Origin of the sequence: Chryseobacterium sp. IT-36CA2 (assembly GCF_949767875.1) — a bacterium.
In the GTDB taxonomy this organism is placed as follows: Bacteria; Bacteroidota; Bacteroidia; order Flavobacteriales; family Weeksellaceae; genus Chryseobacterium.
Genome location: NZ_CATKPG010000025.1, coordinates 1 through 17,070 on the forward strand (window position 1 = coordinate 1; position 17,070 = coordinate 17,070).

Below are 17,070 nucleotides of genomic sequence, written 5' to 3' on the forward strand. Positions count from 1 at the left end.
CGCAGTGAGAAAAATTTTAAACATTTGTTTGGGAGGTTCGCAGAGAGGGGTTGAGAGCTGGAGAGTTTGGGGGTGAAAGGGGGGGGAAGAATAAAGGATGAATGATAGACATTATCCTTTATATATAGTATAAAGGATAAGCTTTGGCTAAAGTAAATTAGTAATACTCGTATAATTAAATATATATATATTTGTCCTTTTAATTTAATATCCAATTAAGGAAAGAAATCATTATAGAGCATCTTATCAAGGTCAAGTAAACGCCAAGCTACAGCACTTAGAGGATATATATATTTTAAAATCTAAAGCACACATGAAAAATTTATTAAAAAAAGTATTATATAATGCATATGTACAAGGATTATTTTATCACTACAAAATATTTGTTAATAATAAGGGCAGTAAGGAACATTATAATAAACTTGAAAAAGTTGAAGAAATTATATATTGCTTTTGGACCGGGCACAATGAAATGTCAGAAAACAGACAACAAGCATTAGAAAGTCTTCAAAAAAAATCTGGAGTAAAAGTTATATGCATCACTCCTGATATTCTTGAACATTATATTTTACCCGGTTATCCACTACACAAGGCTTTCCCTTATTTATCTTTGGTACATAAAGCAGATTATCTTAGAGGATATATGATGTATCATCACGGAGGAGGCTATTGCGATATAAAGCACATCAATAAATCGTGGATAGAATCATTTAGCAGATTAAATAATGACAGAGATAGCTGGATAATTGGTTATCGGGAATTAGGTAAAAGAGGTGTTGGTAATTGTTCTGATAAAGATTTTGAAAAGTATATGAAAAAGCATTTTTTTCTATTAATTGGTAATGGAGCTTACATTTTTAAGAAAGAAAGTCCATTTGCTAAAGAATGGCTAGGGAAAGCTCATGATGTTCTGGATCAAAAATACGATGATTTAGTTTCAAATCCGGGGAATACCTTTGGTGATAATAATGGATATCCTCTTCAATGGTCACAGATTTTAGCAGATATATTCCATCCTCTTTGCCTTAAATATTCTTCAAAAATAAAATATGAAAAAGATTTGATGCCTTCTTTTGAAAATTACCGATAGAAACAGAATTTGAAAATGGTTAAATAAAAAACAGAGCTTAGTTGCTCTGCTTATCTTTATTATATATAATGCTCAAAAAATCTGCATATGACTTTTCAAGACCGATAATATCTCCTGATTTAAGGTTTAAGCCTCCTACTCCTGAGTTATCTGGTTTCACTTTTAAGGATGAAATCTGAAAATAAACGTTATCATCGTTAGCCTTTGGTTGAATTTTCACAGTAGACCCTAAAAGTTTCTTGGTTGAAACAGTATAGATTTCGCCCGGAATGACCTTTAGCTTTAAAAATGATCTGGGAGAAATAGTATAGTCTTTACGATTGATGCTTATTTTCTGATCTTTTTCAGAGGATGCAAATATGTACATCTCTCCGTGTTGAGCTGGTAATTTTTCTTTAGGTGTATAATATAGTGCTACTTTATAATTAGAAGCATTAAATGCCTGAGGCGTTCCATCTACATTTTCGAAAGGTTTTAGCTGAAATGTATTGGCTCCAATCTCTTTTGCCTTTTTATATACTAAGGAAAAGGTAAGCGCATCATCTTTTGAAAAACCTTGAATTTCTACTTCTCCCAGATAAACGGCATCTGCAATGGCTTCTTCTTTTTTATAAAAGAATTTATCTGTGTTATCGTTTGTTTTTTCAACTTTTGTCAGATAAACATTCTGTGCATTCCACAACTGGATACACAATACAGAAAAGATGATTGCAATATTCTTCATATATATATTATTGTTGTGAAAGTATATCAACACATTCTTCCAGGCTATTTTCCCAGTGTTTGGGTTCTATCTTATAAGCCTCTTCTATTTTATCTAAAGACATTGTACTTCTTACAGGTCTTTTAGCGGGAGTTGGGTACTGTTCTGTTGTTAATGGATTTAGTTTTACTGAGGATTTTGAAAATTCAGCAATTTTTTTGGCAAACTCAAACCAGGTTGTTTCCGGATAGTTTGAGAAGTGAAAAACTCCGTAGGTTTTCTTTGGGGCTTCAATGATATCCAGGATAGCTTCTGCAAGATCGTTTGCATTGGTTGGCTGTCCAAACTGATCAGCAACAATTCCCAATTCTTTTTTCTGAGAGAACAGATTCAGCATTGTTTTCACGAAGTTTTTATTAAACTCAGAGTACAACCATGACGTTCTCAGGATAATTGTTTTGGAATTAATTTCAAGTGCCAGTTCTTCGCCTTTTCTTTTTGATTCTCCATATACTCCTATCGGGTTGGTAAAATCATCTTCGGAATACGGAAGATTAGTAGTTCCGTCAAAAACGTAATCTGTAGAAACATGGATCAGAGTAGATTTGTAATCTGCACACGCCTGAGCAAGGTAGGCTACTCCATCTGCATTGACTGCAAAAGCTTTTTCTTTTTCAGTTTCAGCCAGATCTACCGCTGTGTATGCTGAAGCATTGATGCAGTAATCAGGTTTGTTATCATAAAAGAAATCATTCACCTGATCTTCGTTGGTAACATCTAAAGTGGATGAGTCTGTAAATAAAAACTCATATTGATGTTCGAAGTCCGGAGCTATTTTTCTAATGCAGTTTCCCAATTGTCCGTTGCTTCCTATTACTGCTATTTTTTTCATTTATTTATTATTAATTTTAAACTTTGAATGTTGCAAGAATTATTGTTTAAGAGTTCTTGGCATTTTGACTTCTTAAAAACTTCACTCTCGACTGGAAATCTTTTTGGATCAAATCTACATAAAACTTGTCGAAAATCCCTTTGATATCTTCAGGGTGAACTTCAGATTTTCTTGTTTTAACATTGAAATAAATAACAGTTACCCAAAGTACAGCATGAATCGTTTTTTCATCTAAGCTTTTCATCAGGATTTCAACTTTTGCCGTTCTATCCTGCACATCTATAGTTTTGCTGCTAATAACTACCTGAGTATTGTATCTTACTTCTTTTATGTAGGCTATTTCGTTTTGAATAGCAATCCAGGTACAGCCGGTTTTCTTGGTATATTCTTCATAAGTAAATCCGTAGAATGTTTCTACATGATCTTCTCTGGCGTTGAACATATAGTCAAGATATTTTACATTATTCAGATGCCCTATCGGATCGCAATCACTAAACCTAACTTTTACCGTAGTTGATACTTCTTTTTCCATTCCGCAAAAATAAAAAAACCACCTCTAAAAGAGGTGGTTAGTTTTATAAATCTTTGTTAATTTGCTGAAATTATTGAACTCCTAGTTCTTTCTTCACAGCTGGAGTAGCATCCGGTCCTGCTTTATAAAGGAATGCAGTTGAGTTAGCATCCATAATATAATCATATCCGTTAGCTTTAGCTACTTTTTCTACTGCATCGTTCAGTTTTTTCTCAACTGGTCCGAAAGCAAGGTCTTGCTTAGCTTGTAGATCTTTTTGAGCTTTGTCCTGCATTTGCTGGATTTCTTCAGCTAATTTTTTCATTTCAGCTTCTCTTGCTGCGTTTTCGTCAGCTGTTTTTTTCGGAGCTTCTGTTTGATATTGCTGATATTTAGTTTGAGCTGCGTCAGCTTTTTTCTTAATCTCAGCTTGTTTAGTATCTAAGAATGTTTTAAGATCAGCATCTGCTTTCTTTTTCTCCGGCATAGCGTTAAGAACTCCCATTACATCTAAAGTAGCAATTTTTTGAGCTTTTGCCATACCTACAGATACAACCATCATTACTGCTGCAAATAATACACTTAATTTTTTCATAACTGGTAAATAAATAATTTAATTTGTTTTTAGATTTTAAAATATAGCAAAAGTTAATTTTTAAAACTATTTTTTTCCTTTGCTAGTTGTTTTTTCTTTCTTGTCTGTTCCTTTCAATAGAATAGACAATACTTTCTCGGTGTAATCGTATTTTGATTGAAGGAAAATAACACTAATGTTATTGCTTTTATCAAGAACTATGCCCAATCCGTTTTTTTCGGACATTGTTTTGATAGCTCCCCAGATCTGATCCTGAAAAGGTAAAACAAGGTTTGTTCTCAGTTTTGTAATTTCACCGTTAGCTCCAAAACGTAAGCTTGTAGTTGTTTTAATATTTTTATCCAGGTCTACAACTTCTTTTTCTCTTAATTTAAGCTGATCACCTATTAATAATACTTTTTCACTTTCAAAAGCAGCTTTTTTTCTTTCATATTCAGACTGAAGGTTCTGAAGTTCTGACTCCCAGGTATCAATCTGAGAATTTAGTCTTGCTTCCGCTTCTTTATACTGAGGTAATTTATTTAAAATTTCATTAGTATCCACTACTCCTATTTTCTGGGCATTGCTGAGTCCAAAAAGTAAAAGGAATACGAACGTGAAAGTTATCTTAAAGTGCTTCATATTTTTAATTATAATGTTTGGTTCATCAAGAAGTGGTTTCTCCATCCTGACTTATCACCTGATAATGTTTTATCAAGACCTAGTGCAAAGTCAAATCCGATCAATCCAAATGCTCCCATATAAACTCTTACTCCGATCCCGACTGATCTTTTCAGCTGGAATGGACTGTAAGAACTCCATGTGTTCCATACGTTACCTCCTTCAGCGAATGTCAATGCATAGATTTTTGCAGTCTGGCTCATTGAGATTGGGTATCTTAATTCTAAAGTAAATCTATTATAGATTGTACCCCCTCCTTTCTGAGTAATATCTTCTCCCATACCTCCTTCAGTAGTAGCATTCTCATACCCTCTCAAAGGAATTAATTCTCTACCATCATATCTTCCTCCGAAAAGACCTGTCCCCCCCATATAGAATCTTTCAAATGGCGGAGCTCCTAACTGACTGTTATATCCGTCCATGAATCCCATTTCTGCTGAAGATCTTAGAACCAGTTTTCCAATGATTTCGTTATAAACATCTGCTTTAAACTTAATCTTATAGAATTCCATCCACTTGTACTTGTCAATAGCTGACATTGTAGAGTAATCTTTCTTTTTAAACAATGAGTACGGAGGAGTCAGTTTTGCTGAAAGCTCAATATTAGATCCCATTGTTGGGAATATTGGATCGATACCTGCTGAGTTTCTACTCAATCCTAAGTTGACACTGAAGTTATTGGCGCTACCATTATTTTCAGTTGTATTTCCAAACTGGAATGGATAGTTATTGAAGTCATACTTCTGGAACTGTAATCCCGTGTAAAGTGAGAAGTAATCATCCGGCCAGTTTAATAGTCTGTTTAAACCAACTGAAGCGGAGAAGATATTAAGCTTCTGAGCTGCTCCATATTGATCTGTATATCTTACTCTGGAGTTATTTAAACTTACAGAAAGGGCTGTTGGTCTGGTACCAAATAACCAAGGTTCTGTAAATGACACTCCGTAGTTTTGGAAGTATTGTCCTGCCTGAACCTGAATAGAGAAAGTTTGACCATCTCCCTGAGGTACTGGTTTAAAGTCTTTAAGTTTCAGGAAATTCTTTAATGAGAAGTTATTGAAAGTTAATCCTAATGTACCGATAAAACTGTTACCACCGTAACCTGCCTGCAACTGTACCTGAGAAGATCCTTTTTCTACAAGTTTCCAGTTAATATCAACAGTATTATCCTGCTGGTTTGGCTGAATATCCTGTCCAATCTGCTGAGGGTCAAAGAATGACATCCCTGCTAAATCGAAATAGGTTCTTTTAATTTCTGTTTTCTTGAACAGCTCTCCCGGTTTTGTTCTTAGGGCTCTAAGAATAACGTGGTCATGAGTTGTAGTATTCCCCTGCCATGTTACTTTATTCCAGGTAGCCTGCTCTCCTTCATTAATTCTTACTTCAAGGTTTACGTTATCTCCTGATACTGATTTTTCAACGGGTGTAACATTGGAGAAAAGGTAACCGTTATTCATGTAAACAGATTTAATATCTGAATCATCTTCTTTACCTCCATCTTCTCCAACTTTTTTGTTGAATCCTACTGCATCGTAGATATCTCCTTTCTTATATCCTAATAATCGTTGTAAATATTCTGTAGAGTAAACAGTATTACCCGTAAACGTAACGTCTCCGATATAATATTTTTTACCCTCATTAAGTTTTACATTGATTTCGTAGTTATTTCTTTTGTTTCTCCACACAGAGTCTGAAACGATTTTTGCGTCTCTGTACCCAAGGGAGTTGTAATAACTGATAAGTCCTTGCTTATCTTCCTGGTATTTATCTTCAATGAATTTCGAGGATTTTAAAATTCCACCGATACCAAAACGTTTTTGTTTTGTTTCTTTGAAAGCTTTGTTTCTAAGTTTTCTATCGGTTACATTTTCGTTTCCTTCGAACTCAATGTGATCAATTTTGATTCTTTTTCCTTTTTCTACATTGATTGTCCAGTCTACTAAAGCAGGGTCTCCTGCATTTACTTTATCCTGGATACTGATTTTGGCATCTGCAAAACCTTTTTTAATATAGTCTTTAGGGACATTAGTTTTAAGGCTTGAAACTAAGTTCTGAGTAATCTTAGTTCCCGGCTTAAGGTTATTATCCTTCGCCAGCTTTTCACTTTTAGATTTACCAATACCTTTTCCTGCGAATTTTACTTCTCCAAGTTCTTTCAGATCCTGTAGGTAAAATTTCAGAACGATTGTCTGTCCTTCAATGCTTTGAACATACACTTCCACTTCAGAAAAAGATTGGGTATCCCAAAGTTTTTTTACAGCATTGCTGATTTTCTGTCCTGGAATGTCCACACTTTCACCTTTTGTAAGACCTGTAAATCTTAAGATTTGAGCTGGTGTATATTTTTTTACCCCATCTACAACGATGTCTTTAAGTGTATAAGTTCCTGCCTCATTTTCTGCATGTACAGCATTATTTACTTTTGTGCTGTCTTGTGGAGTTACTTGTCCATAAAAATGTGCAGAAGCAGCAAACATAATGATGGGTAATAGTCTAAACTTCATTTTATCGAGTCTTTCTTTTCTTAAAATTTTATTGGCCTTTTACTTGCTCCCCGGTTAAACCGTATCTTCTTTCCTTATTTTGATAATCAACAATACATTGGAAGAAAATATCTTTGGTAAAATCCGGCCATAGAACATTCAAAAACTGTAATTCTGCATAAGCGATCTGCCAAAGCAGGAAGTTGCTTATCCTAATTTCACCGCTGGTTCTGATCAGTAAATCTACAGGAGGAAAATCTTTTGTGTAAAGATAGTTTTCAAATACACTTTCGTTAATATTCTCTATTTCTACTTTTCCTTCTTTTACATCAGAACTTATATTTTTAACGGCTTCCAGTATTTCATTTTGTGAGCCATAGCTTATCGCCAATACAAGGTTTCCTTTTGTGTTTTCTTTTGTAAGTTCTACCACACGTTCCAACTGATCTTTTACTAAAGAAGGCAGTTTTTCAAGATTCCCTATAACATGCATTCTTAATCCTTTGCTAAAGATTTCTTCTGCCTCCAGCAATAAGGTTTCTACTAACAGATTCATAAGGGTATTCACTTCTTCAGTTGGACGGCTCCAATTTTCCGAAGAGAATGTATACAATGTTAAGTAAGGGATGTTAATCTCATTACATGCATTAATCGCATTTCTTACTGCATTAATGGCATTTTTGTGACCGAAAGTTCTTTCTTCGCCACGAGATTTTGCCCATCTTCCATTACCATCCATAATGATGGCTACGTGTTTTGGTAAATTCTCAGAATTTATTTTATCTTTAATCAACGACATATTATTCACAATAACATGGAGGTCTTCCGAACGAATATGTAAGTCCTAAACTGAAAGTATTCATCCAGTCCTTGGATCTTCCATCTCCAATATTTCTCTTATTAATAAACTCTGCTTCTCTTTCTTTAGAAACCGCATAATAATTTCCTGTCTGCAATAATGAACCACCTGTAGCAGGGTCCAAAATATCAGCATTAAAAGAAGTTTTTACATCTTGGGAAAGGATCTTACTGTGATCCAACTGATCCGTCAATGTATATCTGAATGTAGCTTCTGCAAAAATAGCCCATGAGTGGTTGAATTTATACTTCAAACCGACTCCAAAAGGAATGTGCATGGTTACTTTTTTTCCTAATGAATAATCTGTTTTAGTTACAAAATCCAATTCATTAATTGGAGCCTGTGCTACACCATCTGCATCTCTTCTGAAATCATTCATAAGAGTTGCTTTAGGAGCATCAAACATTAAAGCACCAACACCACCAAAGATGTAAGGGCTCAGCATGCTGATCTGCTCGTTATTTACTGGGAAAAAGTTATATTCAAACATTAAACTCGCTTCATATACGTTATTTTTTCCGTATGAATTTCTATTTCTTCTATAATCTTCTTTCGCCGCTTTATCACTAAACTGAACCTGGTTATATCCTAAATCCAATCTAACAGTCTGATGCGGATTAAAATTAAATCTGTATAATATACCACCATAAAATGGGATGCCCAAATCTGACACTCTGCTTAAATCCAACGGCTTCTGTAAAATATAATTTGTCCTTCCTACATCTCCCACTAGGTTACTCATACCTAGACGAACTCCCAATTCGTTTCTTTGTGCTTTAACACTTACCACTCCAAGGAAGGCAAGGAAGCTAAACAATAATTTTTTATTCATAAAAGAATATGGATTTATGGTTATTTTAAAATTTAATTTTTGCAAATATAAAACATTTTTATATTAATGATAATCTTAATGTTTAGTTAAAAATAAACAAAAAAACATAATTTGTTATAAAGTAAACGGCAAAGTGGCGAAAATATTCTTTTTTTCATAGAATGAAAATACCTTAAATATGAAAAAACCCCCATTAAATGGAGGTTTAATGCCTTATTTTTTATTAAATAATACCTGTACTTTATTTCTGATCCTGATTAATAAAGGCTCTTTATAATTTTTATCTTCATCAAAATATCCATAACCATAACCGTAGCCATAGCCGTAACCATAGCCTTGTTTTATATTATAGTCATTATAAACAAGTCCTAAATTATCAATTTCGTTATTATGATACTTTTCTGTAATCATTTTCAGCATGTACTTTTCTGTATATTCATGGCGTACAACATAAATATTAGCATCAGAGTACTTCATAAGCTCATATGAATCGGCAACTAATCCTACAGGTGGTGAATCTATAATAATGAAATCATATTTTCCTTTCAATTCTTCTATAAATTTGATATTTCTCTGACTCATTAAAAGCTCCGAAGGATTGGGAGGGATAGGACCTGAAGTAGCAACATCAAGATTCGGGATCTTTGTTTTGTTGATAATCTGATCAATACCCACTTCTCCTGTCAGATAATTTGAAATACCATATTTATTATCAACCTTGAAGTCTCCAAAGATTTTTGGCTTTCTAAGATCCATCCCTAATAAGATTGTTTTTTTATCGCTTAATCCAATTACGGACGCCAAATTAATGGAAACATAAGTTTTTCCTTCCCCTCCGATCGAGGATGTGAGTAAGATAACTTTCCCTCTTCCTTCTTCATTATTCATCAAAAATCTCATATTGGCTCTCAATCCTCTGAATGCTTCTGATACAGATGCTTTTGGCTGCTCTAAAACGGTAAGCATATTTTCGTTGGTGTTATTTCCAATAACTCCAAGAAGTGGAATTTTCGTAGCGCTTAAGAGTTCTTTAATATTTCTGATCTTACTATCAAGTACTTCACCAACCAGAATAAATAATAATGGCAATAGTAACATTCCTGAAATAATACCTGTTTTTGCTAGCTTTACATTAGGGCCAATAGGCTTCTGTCCTAAGTTTTTAGCAGGGTCAATAACAGTAATATCAGACTTATTGGTTGCAACATTCATTTGTGCTTCATTCTGTCTTGACAGTAAGCTATTGTAAGTAGCTTCAATCATATTATATCCTCTTTCTGCATCAAGATATTTTCTTTCTTTTTCAGGGAAGCTTGCTAAATCTGCATCAGCATTTACAATTTCATTATCAATTTTATTGATTTCTTCGCTGTATTTGGTGTAATAATTTTTTAAGCTGTTTGATGACCCAAGTTTCGCCTCACCAATAAGCCTATTAATTTCTTTCATCGGCTCTGAACTAGGTTTATAAATTGTGGCCATTTCCTGTCTTTTTGCATACAAAGCTTTAAGTTCCGAGATCGTAGCGGTGAAAAAACCATCTTCAAAACCGGCAGCATTTGTTGCAATCATTTTATCAAAATTCTGTGACTGTAGAGTATTTCTGATTGTATTCAGAGAATTCACTTTACTAATAATATCTGCCTTTCTTCCTTCAAGCTCTTTTATTTTTGCTAAAGATCTTTCGTCCTTATCTTTAATATTATAAAGCTTTTCAGATGTTTTTAGATAGTTCAGAACCTGAGAACTGGAGTCTAATTTCTTACGGATAATATCTAAGTTGCCCTGCAAATAGGCTGTTGTGTTTTTGTTAACAGTATTTTTATCCTCAAGTCTTTTTTTCTGTAATTCGTTTACTGACTTATTCAGGAAATTGACTGTGCTATTAAGATTATATCCACTCTTGGAAATAATCATAATGGTAGAAATTTCCTTATCAAATTCTACTCCTATGGTAGAAATAATTTCATTAACAGATTGATTTACTGAATTCAGGGTAACAACAACATTATTAAAAGAAATTTTAGCATTAACATTTGGCACCAATTTAAATCTCAGATTGGGAGATGTATACCATTCATTAACCTTAATAATTTTATTAGCCGGTCTTGTATAGTTATTAATACTCTGGAAGCCTTCTATGTCATAGCTATATAAGCTAGTAGACTGCCCTTCTTCCGGTAATACAACTTCATAAGTCCCATTACTTTTTGGCAATAGCGTGATTGGATAATTGATCTGCTGAAGGTGTTTTTTATCTATTTCTAGAGAAACAGGTGAATCATCCCTGTCCAGATAGGTAGATTTAATTGTACCTTTTGTTGAGTAATTGACAAATAGATTTAATTCTTTAACCAAAAATTCATTATGTGATCTTGAAAGAAGCATTTTCTTCAAATAAATCCCATCCTGGTTTCCTCCCTGTCCCCAAATGAAGTTAATAGTCTGGTTAGGGGTAAAATAGCTTGAAGTATTGTTGGATATACTTAAAGACAAATTTGAAGAGTATATATTTTGTGCATAATACTTACTATATACCCATGCAATACTGTAACCTGTAATAAACATGAATACAAACCAGTACCAGTTTTTAAGAACTCTTCTTAAAAAATGTTCTATATCAAACATTGCAAACGACCCAGAATTTTCTTTTTGAGCCTCCTTTTTCTCTATTTGCGTATCTTTTCCGGGAATCATGATTAAAGATTTTTTAGAAGTAAATAAATAGACAATGCAGTAGTAATTACCGAAACTCCTGTCGTTAAAGTCTGGATAGGATCTTTTCCGAATCCATTTAAGCTTTTCGCTCTTGTATTCAGATAGATTTCGTCTCCATTCTGGATATAATAGAAAGGTGAATTCATAAGATCCTCACGGGTAAGATCTATTTTGGCAATTTTGATTCCTTCAGGAAGCTTTCTATGGATAACAATTTCTTTTTTATCAATTGTTCTGTTTAATCCTCCATTAATAGCTAATGCTTCAGTAATCGTAAGGGTATTTTTGTGAGCTACTTTTTCACCAGAAAGTCCGGTAGTTTCTACATCACCAAGAATATAATAAGTAATTCCGTCTGTATTCAAACGTACTTCAGATTTTCCTTCCTGGAAATTTTCATTTACTTTTTCCTGTATTTCTTTTGTAATATCATCAAGCGTTCTTCCTTCAGCCTTTACATATCCAATTCCGAAAATATTGATATCACCATTGGAATCAACTTTTAATCCGTTAAAATAAAAACTCATATTTCCACCTCTTCCTCCTCCAGAGCCGCCTGATAGTGCAGAATTGCCTACACTACCTCCTCCAGAGCCGCCTGAAGTATTGTAGGAAGAGTAAAACTGTGCAGCATCTCCTTTTGGAGTGGTCACAATATTAAGATTGAGGAGATCATTTTTAGTAATCCTGTAAATGGGAATATTGTAAGGAACAAGACCTTCTTCATTAATTACAAGACTTTCACTTGGCTGTAAATACCTTACATCCTTTGTGGTAATACACGAGGTCACTAAAAGAGGGAATATTAAAAATAAATATTTAAAGTTCTTCATCATATATAATATTGTTTACAAAAGTAATATTTAATTGTTAATCTTTGTTATTTCTTAAACGATAAAGCAAATCCGGTAGATAAGCTCCCAAAAAACCTAATGAAAGAATCACCAATAATAACATATTTACATCAATATGTCTTAAAGAATAAGCTACCCCTACAATCATCAGATAGTAAAGAATAATATAGAAAGTAGATCTTCTATGGGTAAGATTGAGTTTCAACAATTTATGGTGAATATGGTTTTTATCTGCATCGAAAGGGGATTTTTTCTTGTAAAGCCTTACCATTATTACATTTAACGTATCTACGATCGGGAGAATCAGGATCGCTACAGCTACTACGGGAGCAGACTGAAGATGATATCTTGGGACATCTACTAATTTTTTATCAATAAAAATATCCATGAAACAAATGGAAGTAAAAGCCAGCAAAAAGCCAAGCAGCATAGATCCGGTGTCTCCCATAAATATTTTAAGGGTACGGTAACTTGAAAGATTATAATATAAAAATGCCAATACAGTTCCGATAATAATAACAGACAACACTACCAATGGGTAGTTATATTCTCCCAATCGGTAGTAGCTTATTCCAAATAAAGCACTACAGATTATAGAATAGCCACCTGCCAATCCATCTATTCCATCAATCAGATTGAAAGCATTAATCAGAATAATAAAAGTAACAATACTGAACAGAACGCTTACAATATATTCAAGCTCGTATATTCCCAGTATTCCAAATAGGCTTCTGATTCTGATATCTGAGCCAATGACAATAAGAGCAGATACGACAATCTGGGCCACCAATTTCTTGTAAGCCCTCATCACAACAATATCATCCATTACTCCTACATAGAGCAGAATAATCAGTGAGGCAAATAAAAACTTATAGAGATCAAAAAGTTCATATGCAAAAATAGAGGCACAGATTCCGATTGAATAAAAGATGGCGATTCCGCCCAAATTGGGAATCTCTCTGAGATGCGAACTTCTTATTCCAGGCTCATCCATCAGATTCTTTCTTCTTGAAATCTTAACAATGGTAGGAATAGAGAAAAAAGTTATTAAAAAGGAGAATACAAATCCTAATCCTATTTTTACGTAGAAAATAGGTATTCCTGACCCGCTTAAGAACAATTCAAAATTTTTCATTTTTTTTCTTATTCAGCACTTGTTTATCCTAAATAAAAAACATGATGCAAAGCTTTTAAGAAGCCCTACCATCATTTTCTATTGACCGAAACAATAGTACTTACATTTGTGTTTACTAAATTAGTTTTCTTATCAATTTTTTCTGCCCTGCAAAAAATAAAAGATAAAAAATTTTTTTTTTCAGTGGCAAAGATAAAAGATAATTCTTACCAAAACGACTATATAGTAATATATCTTGAATTTTTATTTGTCTTTGTTTCATAAAAAGAGTTAGCTGATCAGACATATTATAGAATTTTTTTTCATCTTTAACAAACGCCAGATAGGCTAAAAACGAGTAAACACCTTCAAAAATCTGAAAATTTTTCAACTCTCCTTTCTTATCAGAATATTGAGACTCACTAAATATCTGCTCCACATCAGATACTGCCTTCAACATATCCAGCCCTTTTTCTGTATGGGTTTTCGTAATAGAATCTGTACGTTCAAGATATTGATAATGGAAATTCTGCGTCTGCGCTATCGTCTCACATTCCAGCAAAAGCTGTGGAATAAGCTGAATGTCTTCAAAATGAACCCCTTTTTTAAATCTCCTATGATGAAAAAGTTCTTTTTTGAACAATTTATTACATGCAAAATAACTGATGTCTGAAAAAATAGAAAAGTTTCTATCCAGCACAATTTTTTCAGGCATATTCGGAAGCTGAGTTAATTTTTGAACAATTTTCCCATTTTCATCCACCTTTTGAATATTACAAATGACCATTTTTGCCTGATGATTTTCTGCTAAACGAAGCATTTCTTCAAACATGGTTTCGGTAACATAGTCATCACTGTCGACAAAACCGATATAGTCACCTGTAGCTTTATCAATTCCAAAATTACGGGCATCACTCAGTCCCCCATTTTCTTTGGTAAAAGCTTTTATTTTATCCGGATATTTTTGTACAAATTTTTCAATTACTTTTTCAGAATTATCCTTGCTTCCATCATTCACAACAAGAATCTCAACATCCTGAAAAGTTTGATTCACCAGAGAATCAAGGCATTTTGCCAGATAATTCTCAACATTATATACCGGGACTATAATTGAAATCTTCATTTTGCACTTGTCAGATTAACGATACCGTTGGCTAAGAATTCACTAAACTTCTGATATCCTTGTGTATTGAGATGCAGTGGATCTGCGAATAAGTTTCTGTCTTTTTTAAAGTCTGTGGTTACTTCATCAAAATTCAAGATTGTCACTTTTTTCTCCAATCCGCTATTTTTCAGATCTTCAAGAAGAGCATTTCTGTAATCTTGTATTTTAAATGGAGTTCCTCCGTTTAATATTAGCTCTCCACCTCTGTTGCTGATTTCACTTACGATATTCTTATTTTGGAAATCTTCTTCTATTCCAAATTCCGGAAGAGAAACTACCACCGGTTTTATATTATAATGAAGGAGCGTCTTAATAATCATCATCATATGATGTGCATAAAAACTGGATCCCACATGGGTTGCAGCATCGTTAACACCTGCAATTACAATGCAATAATCAGGTTTTTTTTCAATAATTTTTTTAGAGGAGAATTCTTCTCCTTCCTCTTTGAAAAGGTTTTCAAAAATCCTTTTGGACTTTGCTCCCGGATTTCCGGATGAATAAACTTCCGCCTGAATTCCCCTCTCCGACAATCTTTTAGTAACGAGGGAATCTAATTTTTGCTTGACCAGCCAGCTATCACCAATAATACCAATTTGCAAACCCTTTTCCGGCTTTGTATTAGAAGAAAAGTAATTTTCTTCATTGGCGTAGCTGTATTTATTCCAAAAATAAATGAAGCAAAATATTCCGGCTATCAGCACAATGCCAATAATAATTTTTTTTTTCATTTTGTGTGTTTACTTAATATGTTAGTCTGGGATTAAGCCAGCCCTTTTTGGCTTCATCAAAATCCTTTCTGGAGCAGGGAATGCAATTTTCTATATTTTCATCATCACCAAAATACCACAAATTACTGAAAGTATCACGCCTGAATGCATATTGTCTGTCATCTATCAAAACATAGAACAGTTCATAATGCCTTTCCTTAGGATGCGAATGCTGAATATTGATCCCTTCAATGAGGTACCATAACATTTGGGACAACAACTGGTGGTTCAATTGGTTTTCCGAATAAATATTATAATTAAAAATCCCAACAGACTTCAGATTTTCGCTCAATCCGATTTCTTTCATATAGGCACAGATTTCTCTTCTGTTTAATCCATTCACTTGTGGATTCATGGAAAAAGGTTCACTGAAACTCTCCACTGCATCACAATTTACGGTAACGAGCTCTGCTTTTCTGAAGAAAGGTTCTGTTTTTTCTGTAGAATTCATCATTTCAGCAAGACGAATGATATCAAACTCTACTTCTTTGATCAACCTTATGGAGTCCATTTCATTCAAATGTTTCTGATATCCTAAGTGATGATAATTTTTAATGGAGAAATTCTTGGCTCCAAAAATTTTACTTAAAAAAGTATGCTCGTTGATCGCTTCACCTTGTTGAAGGGAAATGATATTACTGATCTGTGTATAATTGATATTCTTCTGATGAAAATGCAAGGCAGAAAATAATGAAAAAGCAAAGTCATTGGACCCTCCGATAATCACCGGAATAGCTCTTTTGTAATGACACGCCGACAAAACTTCCTGCAAAATATAATGGGTATCCTGCACAGATTTTCCCGAGACCAGATCTCCAAGATCCACAACAGGAATTTCGAAATCCATTTGTGAAAGCTTATAAAACTCACTTCTTACGGCAGTAAAGTCCTGTACTTCTGCATCTCCACCCGCTCCTCTGTAATCTGATACAAATAAAAGAACAATGCTGTCTTCCTTGATATCTTTTGTAATCCGATTTCCTATCTGCCAGCTTTCTGTTTTGAAATTTCTTGGTGAAATGATAAAGTCTTCGAAATCCATATTTTAATTTGAAATGTAATAAATGATTAATTGCTTGATATAACAAACATACAAAAAACATGGGAACTGAGTAGAATGTGGTATATTTTGTTCATAAAAAAGCCGCCAAAAAATTATTGGCGGTTTATCCAACAACCATGTCAAAGTTTAAAACTTTGACAAGACTATATAATTTTAGAATAAAAATCCGTCTCACATACTATATGAGACGGACTTTTTATTATTCGAGTACTGAGTAATTAGCACTTTCCAAATGACTGACTGATCACTGTTATTCCAGCTATAACAATGGTAACTCTAACTCCTGTTGGAATTCCCCAAGTTGTACATATAGCCAAACAAGCCTGACCAGCTGTTCCGTTAGGAATACTTAACGGTATGCTGAAACAATATTTCCCAAAACCTAGGGGTAAATTGATACAAACTTTGTTGTTTTCAACAGTAATTGATATACACTCTGCTGTTACAAGAAGATAACCTGCACTTGCTCTCGCAAGGCTTAAATCTGAATCTTTTCCTGATGAACGAAGGTTTGCCTGACTGTCTTCGTGTGATCTTTTTGCTGCTTCTAATGCATTTGAGATAGCTTCTTCGCTAAAATTAAATTCTGCCATGATTTGATAGTTTTAGTTTTCTTACTCGTTTGGCTTTTCAGAATCCGCCTCGTTTTTAAAGTGGTTTCTGAGCTCCACCTTTTGTAATATTACGGTGTAAAGCTAGAGAATTAAAACACTGTGTATCATAGTCTTAGTACTGAAATTTTAATTTCCGTATTTATACTT

Annotated in this window: 16 protein-coding genes; 1 reads left to right on the plus strand and 15 read right to left on the minus strand. The window is 33.8% G+C overall.

The annotated features are described in order from the left end of the window. Positions 1–313: 313 nt before the first annotated feature. Positions 314–1,090, plus strand: coding sequence for a capsular polysaccharide synthesis protein (locus ACM6F9_RS20370; protein ID WP_414847364.1), 777 nt, complete (start codon positions 314–316; stop codon positions 1,088–1,090). Between the two features lie 37 nt (positions 1,091–1,127). Here the strand turns inward: ACM6F9_RS20370 and ACM6F9_RS20375 are convergent, their stop codons facing one another. The 15 genes from ACM6F9_RS20375 to ACM6F9_RS20445 all read right to left on the minus strand — a co-directional run bounded on the left by ACM6F9_RS20375 (position 1,128) and on the right by ACM6F9_RS20445 (position 16,902). Next, positions 1,128–1,814 (minus strand): hypothetical protein, encoded by a 687-nt coding sequence (locus ACM6F9_RS20375; protein WP_414847365.1) that lies wholly within the window; start codon positions 1,812–1,814, stop codon positions 1,128–1,130. Positions 1,815–1,821: 7 nt separating this feature from the next. Continuing rightward, positions 1,822–2,685, minus strand: a complete 864-nt coding sequence (gene rfbD / locus ACM6F9_RS20380; protein ID WP_414847366.1) for a dTDP-4-dehydrorhamnose reductase — start codon at positions 2,683–2,685, stop codon at positions 1,822–1,824. Positions 2,686–2,731: 46 nt separating this feature from the next. Then, positions 2,732–3,217 carry an acyl-CoA thioesterase gene (locus ACM6F9_RS20385; RefSeq protein WP_105702432.1) on the minus strand — a complete coding sequence of 162 codons (486 nt, stop codon included), beginning with the start codon at positions 3,215–3,217 and terminating at the stop codon, positions 2,732–2,734. Positions 3,218–3,287: 70 nt separating this feature from the next. Further along, a complete protein-coding gene (locus ACM6F9_RS20390; RefSeq protein WP_047377419.1) occupies positions 3,288–3,791 on the minus strand; it encodes an OmpH family outer membrane protein in 504 nt (167 codons plus the stop codon). A 66-nt stretch (positions 3,792–3,857) separates the two neighbouring features. After that, positions 3,858–4,412, minus strand: a complete 555-nt coding sequence (locus tag ACM6F9_RS20395) for an OmpH family outer membrane protein (protein WP_105702442.1) — start codon at positions 4,410–4,412, stop codon at positions 3,858–3,860. An 8-nt stretch (positions 4,413–4,420) separates the two neighbouring features. Further along, a complete protein-coding gene (gene bamA / locus ACM6F9_RS20400; protein WP_414847367.1) occupies positions 4,421–6,955 on the minus strand; it encodes an outer membrane protein assembly factor BamA in 2,535 nt (844 codons plus the stop codon). A 28-nt stretch (positions 6,956–6,983) separates the two neighbouring features. Beyond that, on the minus strand, positions 6,984–7,733 hold the full coding sequence (locus tag ACM6F9_RS20405; protein WP_105702429.1) for an isoprenyl transferase: 750 nt from the start codon (positions 7,731–7,733) through the stop codon (positions 6,984–6,986). A 1-nt stretch (position 7,734) separates the two neighbouring features. Then, complete coding sequence (locus ACM6F9_RS20410) at positions 7,735–8,625, minus strand: DUF6089 family protein (protein WP_414847368.1); 891 nt, start codon at positions 8,623–8,625, stop codon at positions 7,735–7,737. 213 nt (positions 8,626–8,838) lie between these two features. Then, entirely contained in the window at positions 8,839–11,322 is a 2,484-nt protein-coding gene (locus ACM6F9_RS20415; RefSeq protein ID WP_414847369.1) for a polysaccharide biosynthesis tyrosine autokinase, read from the minus strand. 2 nt (positions 11,323–11,324) lie between these two features. Next, on the minus strand, positions 11,325–12,179 hold the full coding sequence (locus ACM6F9_RS20420; protein WP_414847370.1) for a polysaccharide biosynthesis/export family protein: 855 nt from the start codon (positions 12,177–12,179) through the stop codon (positions 11,325–11,327). Between the two features lie 34 nt (positions 12,180–12,213). Then, positions 12,214–13,332: a glycosyltransferase family 4 protein gene (locus ACM6F9_RS20425; RefSeq protein WP_414847371.1), complete on the minus strand. Its 1,119-nt coding sequence runs from the start codon at positions 13,330–13,332 to the stop codon at positions 12,214–12,216. 115 nt (positions 13,333–13,447) lie between these two features. After that, positions 13,448–14,434 (minus strand): glycosyltransferase family 2 protein, encoded by a 987-nt coding sequence (locus ACM6F9_RS20430; protein ID WP_414847372.1) that lies wholly within the window; start codon positions 14,432–14,434, stop codon positions 13,448–13,450. Next, positions 14,431–15,207 (minus strand): SGNH/GDSL hydrolase family protein, encoded by a 777-nt coding sequence (locus tag ACM6F9_RS20435; RefSeq protein WP_414847373.1) that lies wholly within the window; start codon positions 15,205–15,207, stop codon positions 14,431–14,433. The genes ACM6F9_RS20430 and ACM6F9_RS20435 overlap by 4 nt, the downstream gene beginning before the upstream one ends. A gap of 13 nt (positions 15,208–15,220) precedes the next feature. Continuing rightward, a complete protein-coding gene (locus tag ACM6F9_RS20440; RefSeq protein ID WP_414847374.1) occupies positions 15,221–16,288 on the minus strand; it encodes a formimidoylglutamase in 1,068 nt (355 codons plus the stop codon). Positions 16,289–16,527: 239 nt separating this feature from the next. Continuing rightward, positions 16,528–16,902, minus strand: a complete 375-nt coding sequence (locus ACM6F9_RS20445) for a hypothetical protein (protein ID WP_414847375.1) — start codon at positions 16,900–16,902, stop codon at positions 16,528–16,530. Between the last annotated feature and the right edge of the window lie 168 nt (positions 16,903–17,070).

What these genes read in the sequence shown, in the direction of transcription:
- ACM6F9_RS20405 (WP_105702429.1), bottom strand. Translation starts at nt 7,733, where the DNA reads ATGTCGTTGATTAAAGATAAAATAAATTCTGAGAATTTACCAAAACAC.
- ACM6F9_RS20445 (WP_414847375.1), bottom strand. Translation starts at nt 16,902, where the DNA reads ATGGCAGAATTTAATTTTAGCGAAGAAGCTATCTCAAATGCATTAGAA.
- ACM6F9_RS20435 (WP_414847373.1), bottom strand. Translation starts at nt 15,207, where the DNA reads ATGAAAAAAAAAATTATTATTGGCATTGTGCTGATAGCCGGAATATTT.
- bamA (WP_414847367.1), bottom strand. Translation starts at nt 6,955, where the DNA reads ATGAAGTTTAGACTATTACCCATCATTATGTTTGCTGCTTCTGCACAT.
- ACM6F9_RS20440 (WP_414847374.1), bottom strand. Translation starts at nt 16,288, where the DNA reads ATGGATTTCGAAGACTTTATCATTTCACCAAGAAATTTCAAAACAGAA.
- ACM6F9_RS20415 (WP_414847369.1), bottom strand. Translation starts at nt 11,322, where the DNA reads ATGATTCCCGGAAAAGATACGCAAATAGAGAAAAAGGAGGCTCAAAAA.
- ACM6F9_RS20375 (WP_414847365.1), bottom strand. Translation starts at nt 1,814, where the DNA reads ATGAAGAATATTGCAATCATCTTTTCTGTATTGTGTATCCAGTTGTGG.
- ACM6F9_RS20370 (WP_414847364.1), top strand. Translation starts at nt 314, where the DNA reads ATGAAAAATTTATTAAAAAAAGTATTATATAATGCATATGTACAAGGA.
- rfbD (WP_414847366.1), bottom strand. Translation starts at nt 2,685, where the DNA reads ATGAAAAAAATAGCAGTAATAGGAAGCAACGGACAATTGGGAAACTGC.
- ACM6F9_RS20425 (WP_414847371.1), bottom strand. Translation starts at nt 13,332, where the DNA reads ATGAAAAATTTTGAATTGTTCTTAAGCGGGTCAGGAATACCTATTTTC.
- ACM6F9_RS20410 (WP_414847368.1), bottom strand. Translation starts at nt 8,625, where the DNA reads ATGAATAAAAAATTATTGTTTAGCTTCCTTGCCTTCCTTGGAGTGGTA.
- ACM6F9_RS20395 (WP_105702442.1), bottom strand. Translation starts at nt 4,412, where the DNA reads ATGAAGCACTTTAAGATAACTTTCACGTTCGTATTCCTTTTACTTTTT.
- ACM6F9_RS20420 (WP_414847370.1), bottom strand. Translation starts at nt 12,179, where the DNA reads ATGATGAAGAACTTTAAATATTTATTTTTAATATTCCCTCTTTTAGTG.
- ACM6F9_RS20430 (WP_414847372.1), bottom strand. Translation starts at nt 14,434, where the DNA reads ATGAAGATTTCAATTATAGTCCCGGTATATAATGTTGAGAATTATCTG.
- ACM6F9_RS20385 (WP_105702432.1), bottom strand. Translation starts at nt 3,217, where the DNA reads ATGGAAAAAGAAGTATCAACTACGGTAAAAGTTAGGTTTAGTGATTGC.
- ACM6F9_RS20390 (WP_047377419.1), bottom strand. Translation starts at nt 3,791, where the DNA reads ATGAAAAAATTAAGTGTATTATTTGCAGCAGTAATGATGGTTGTATCT.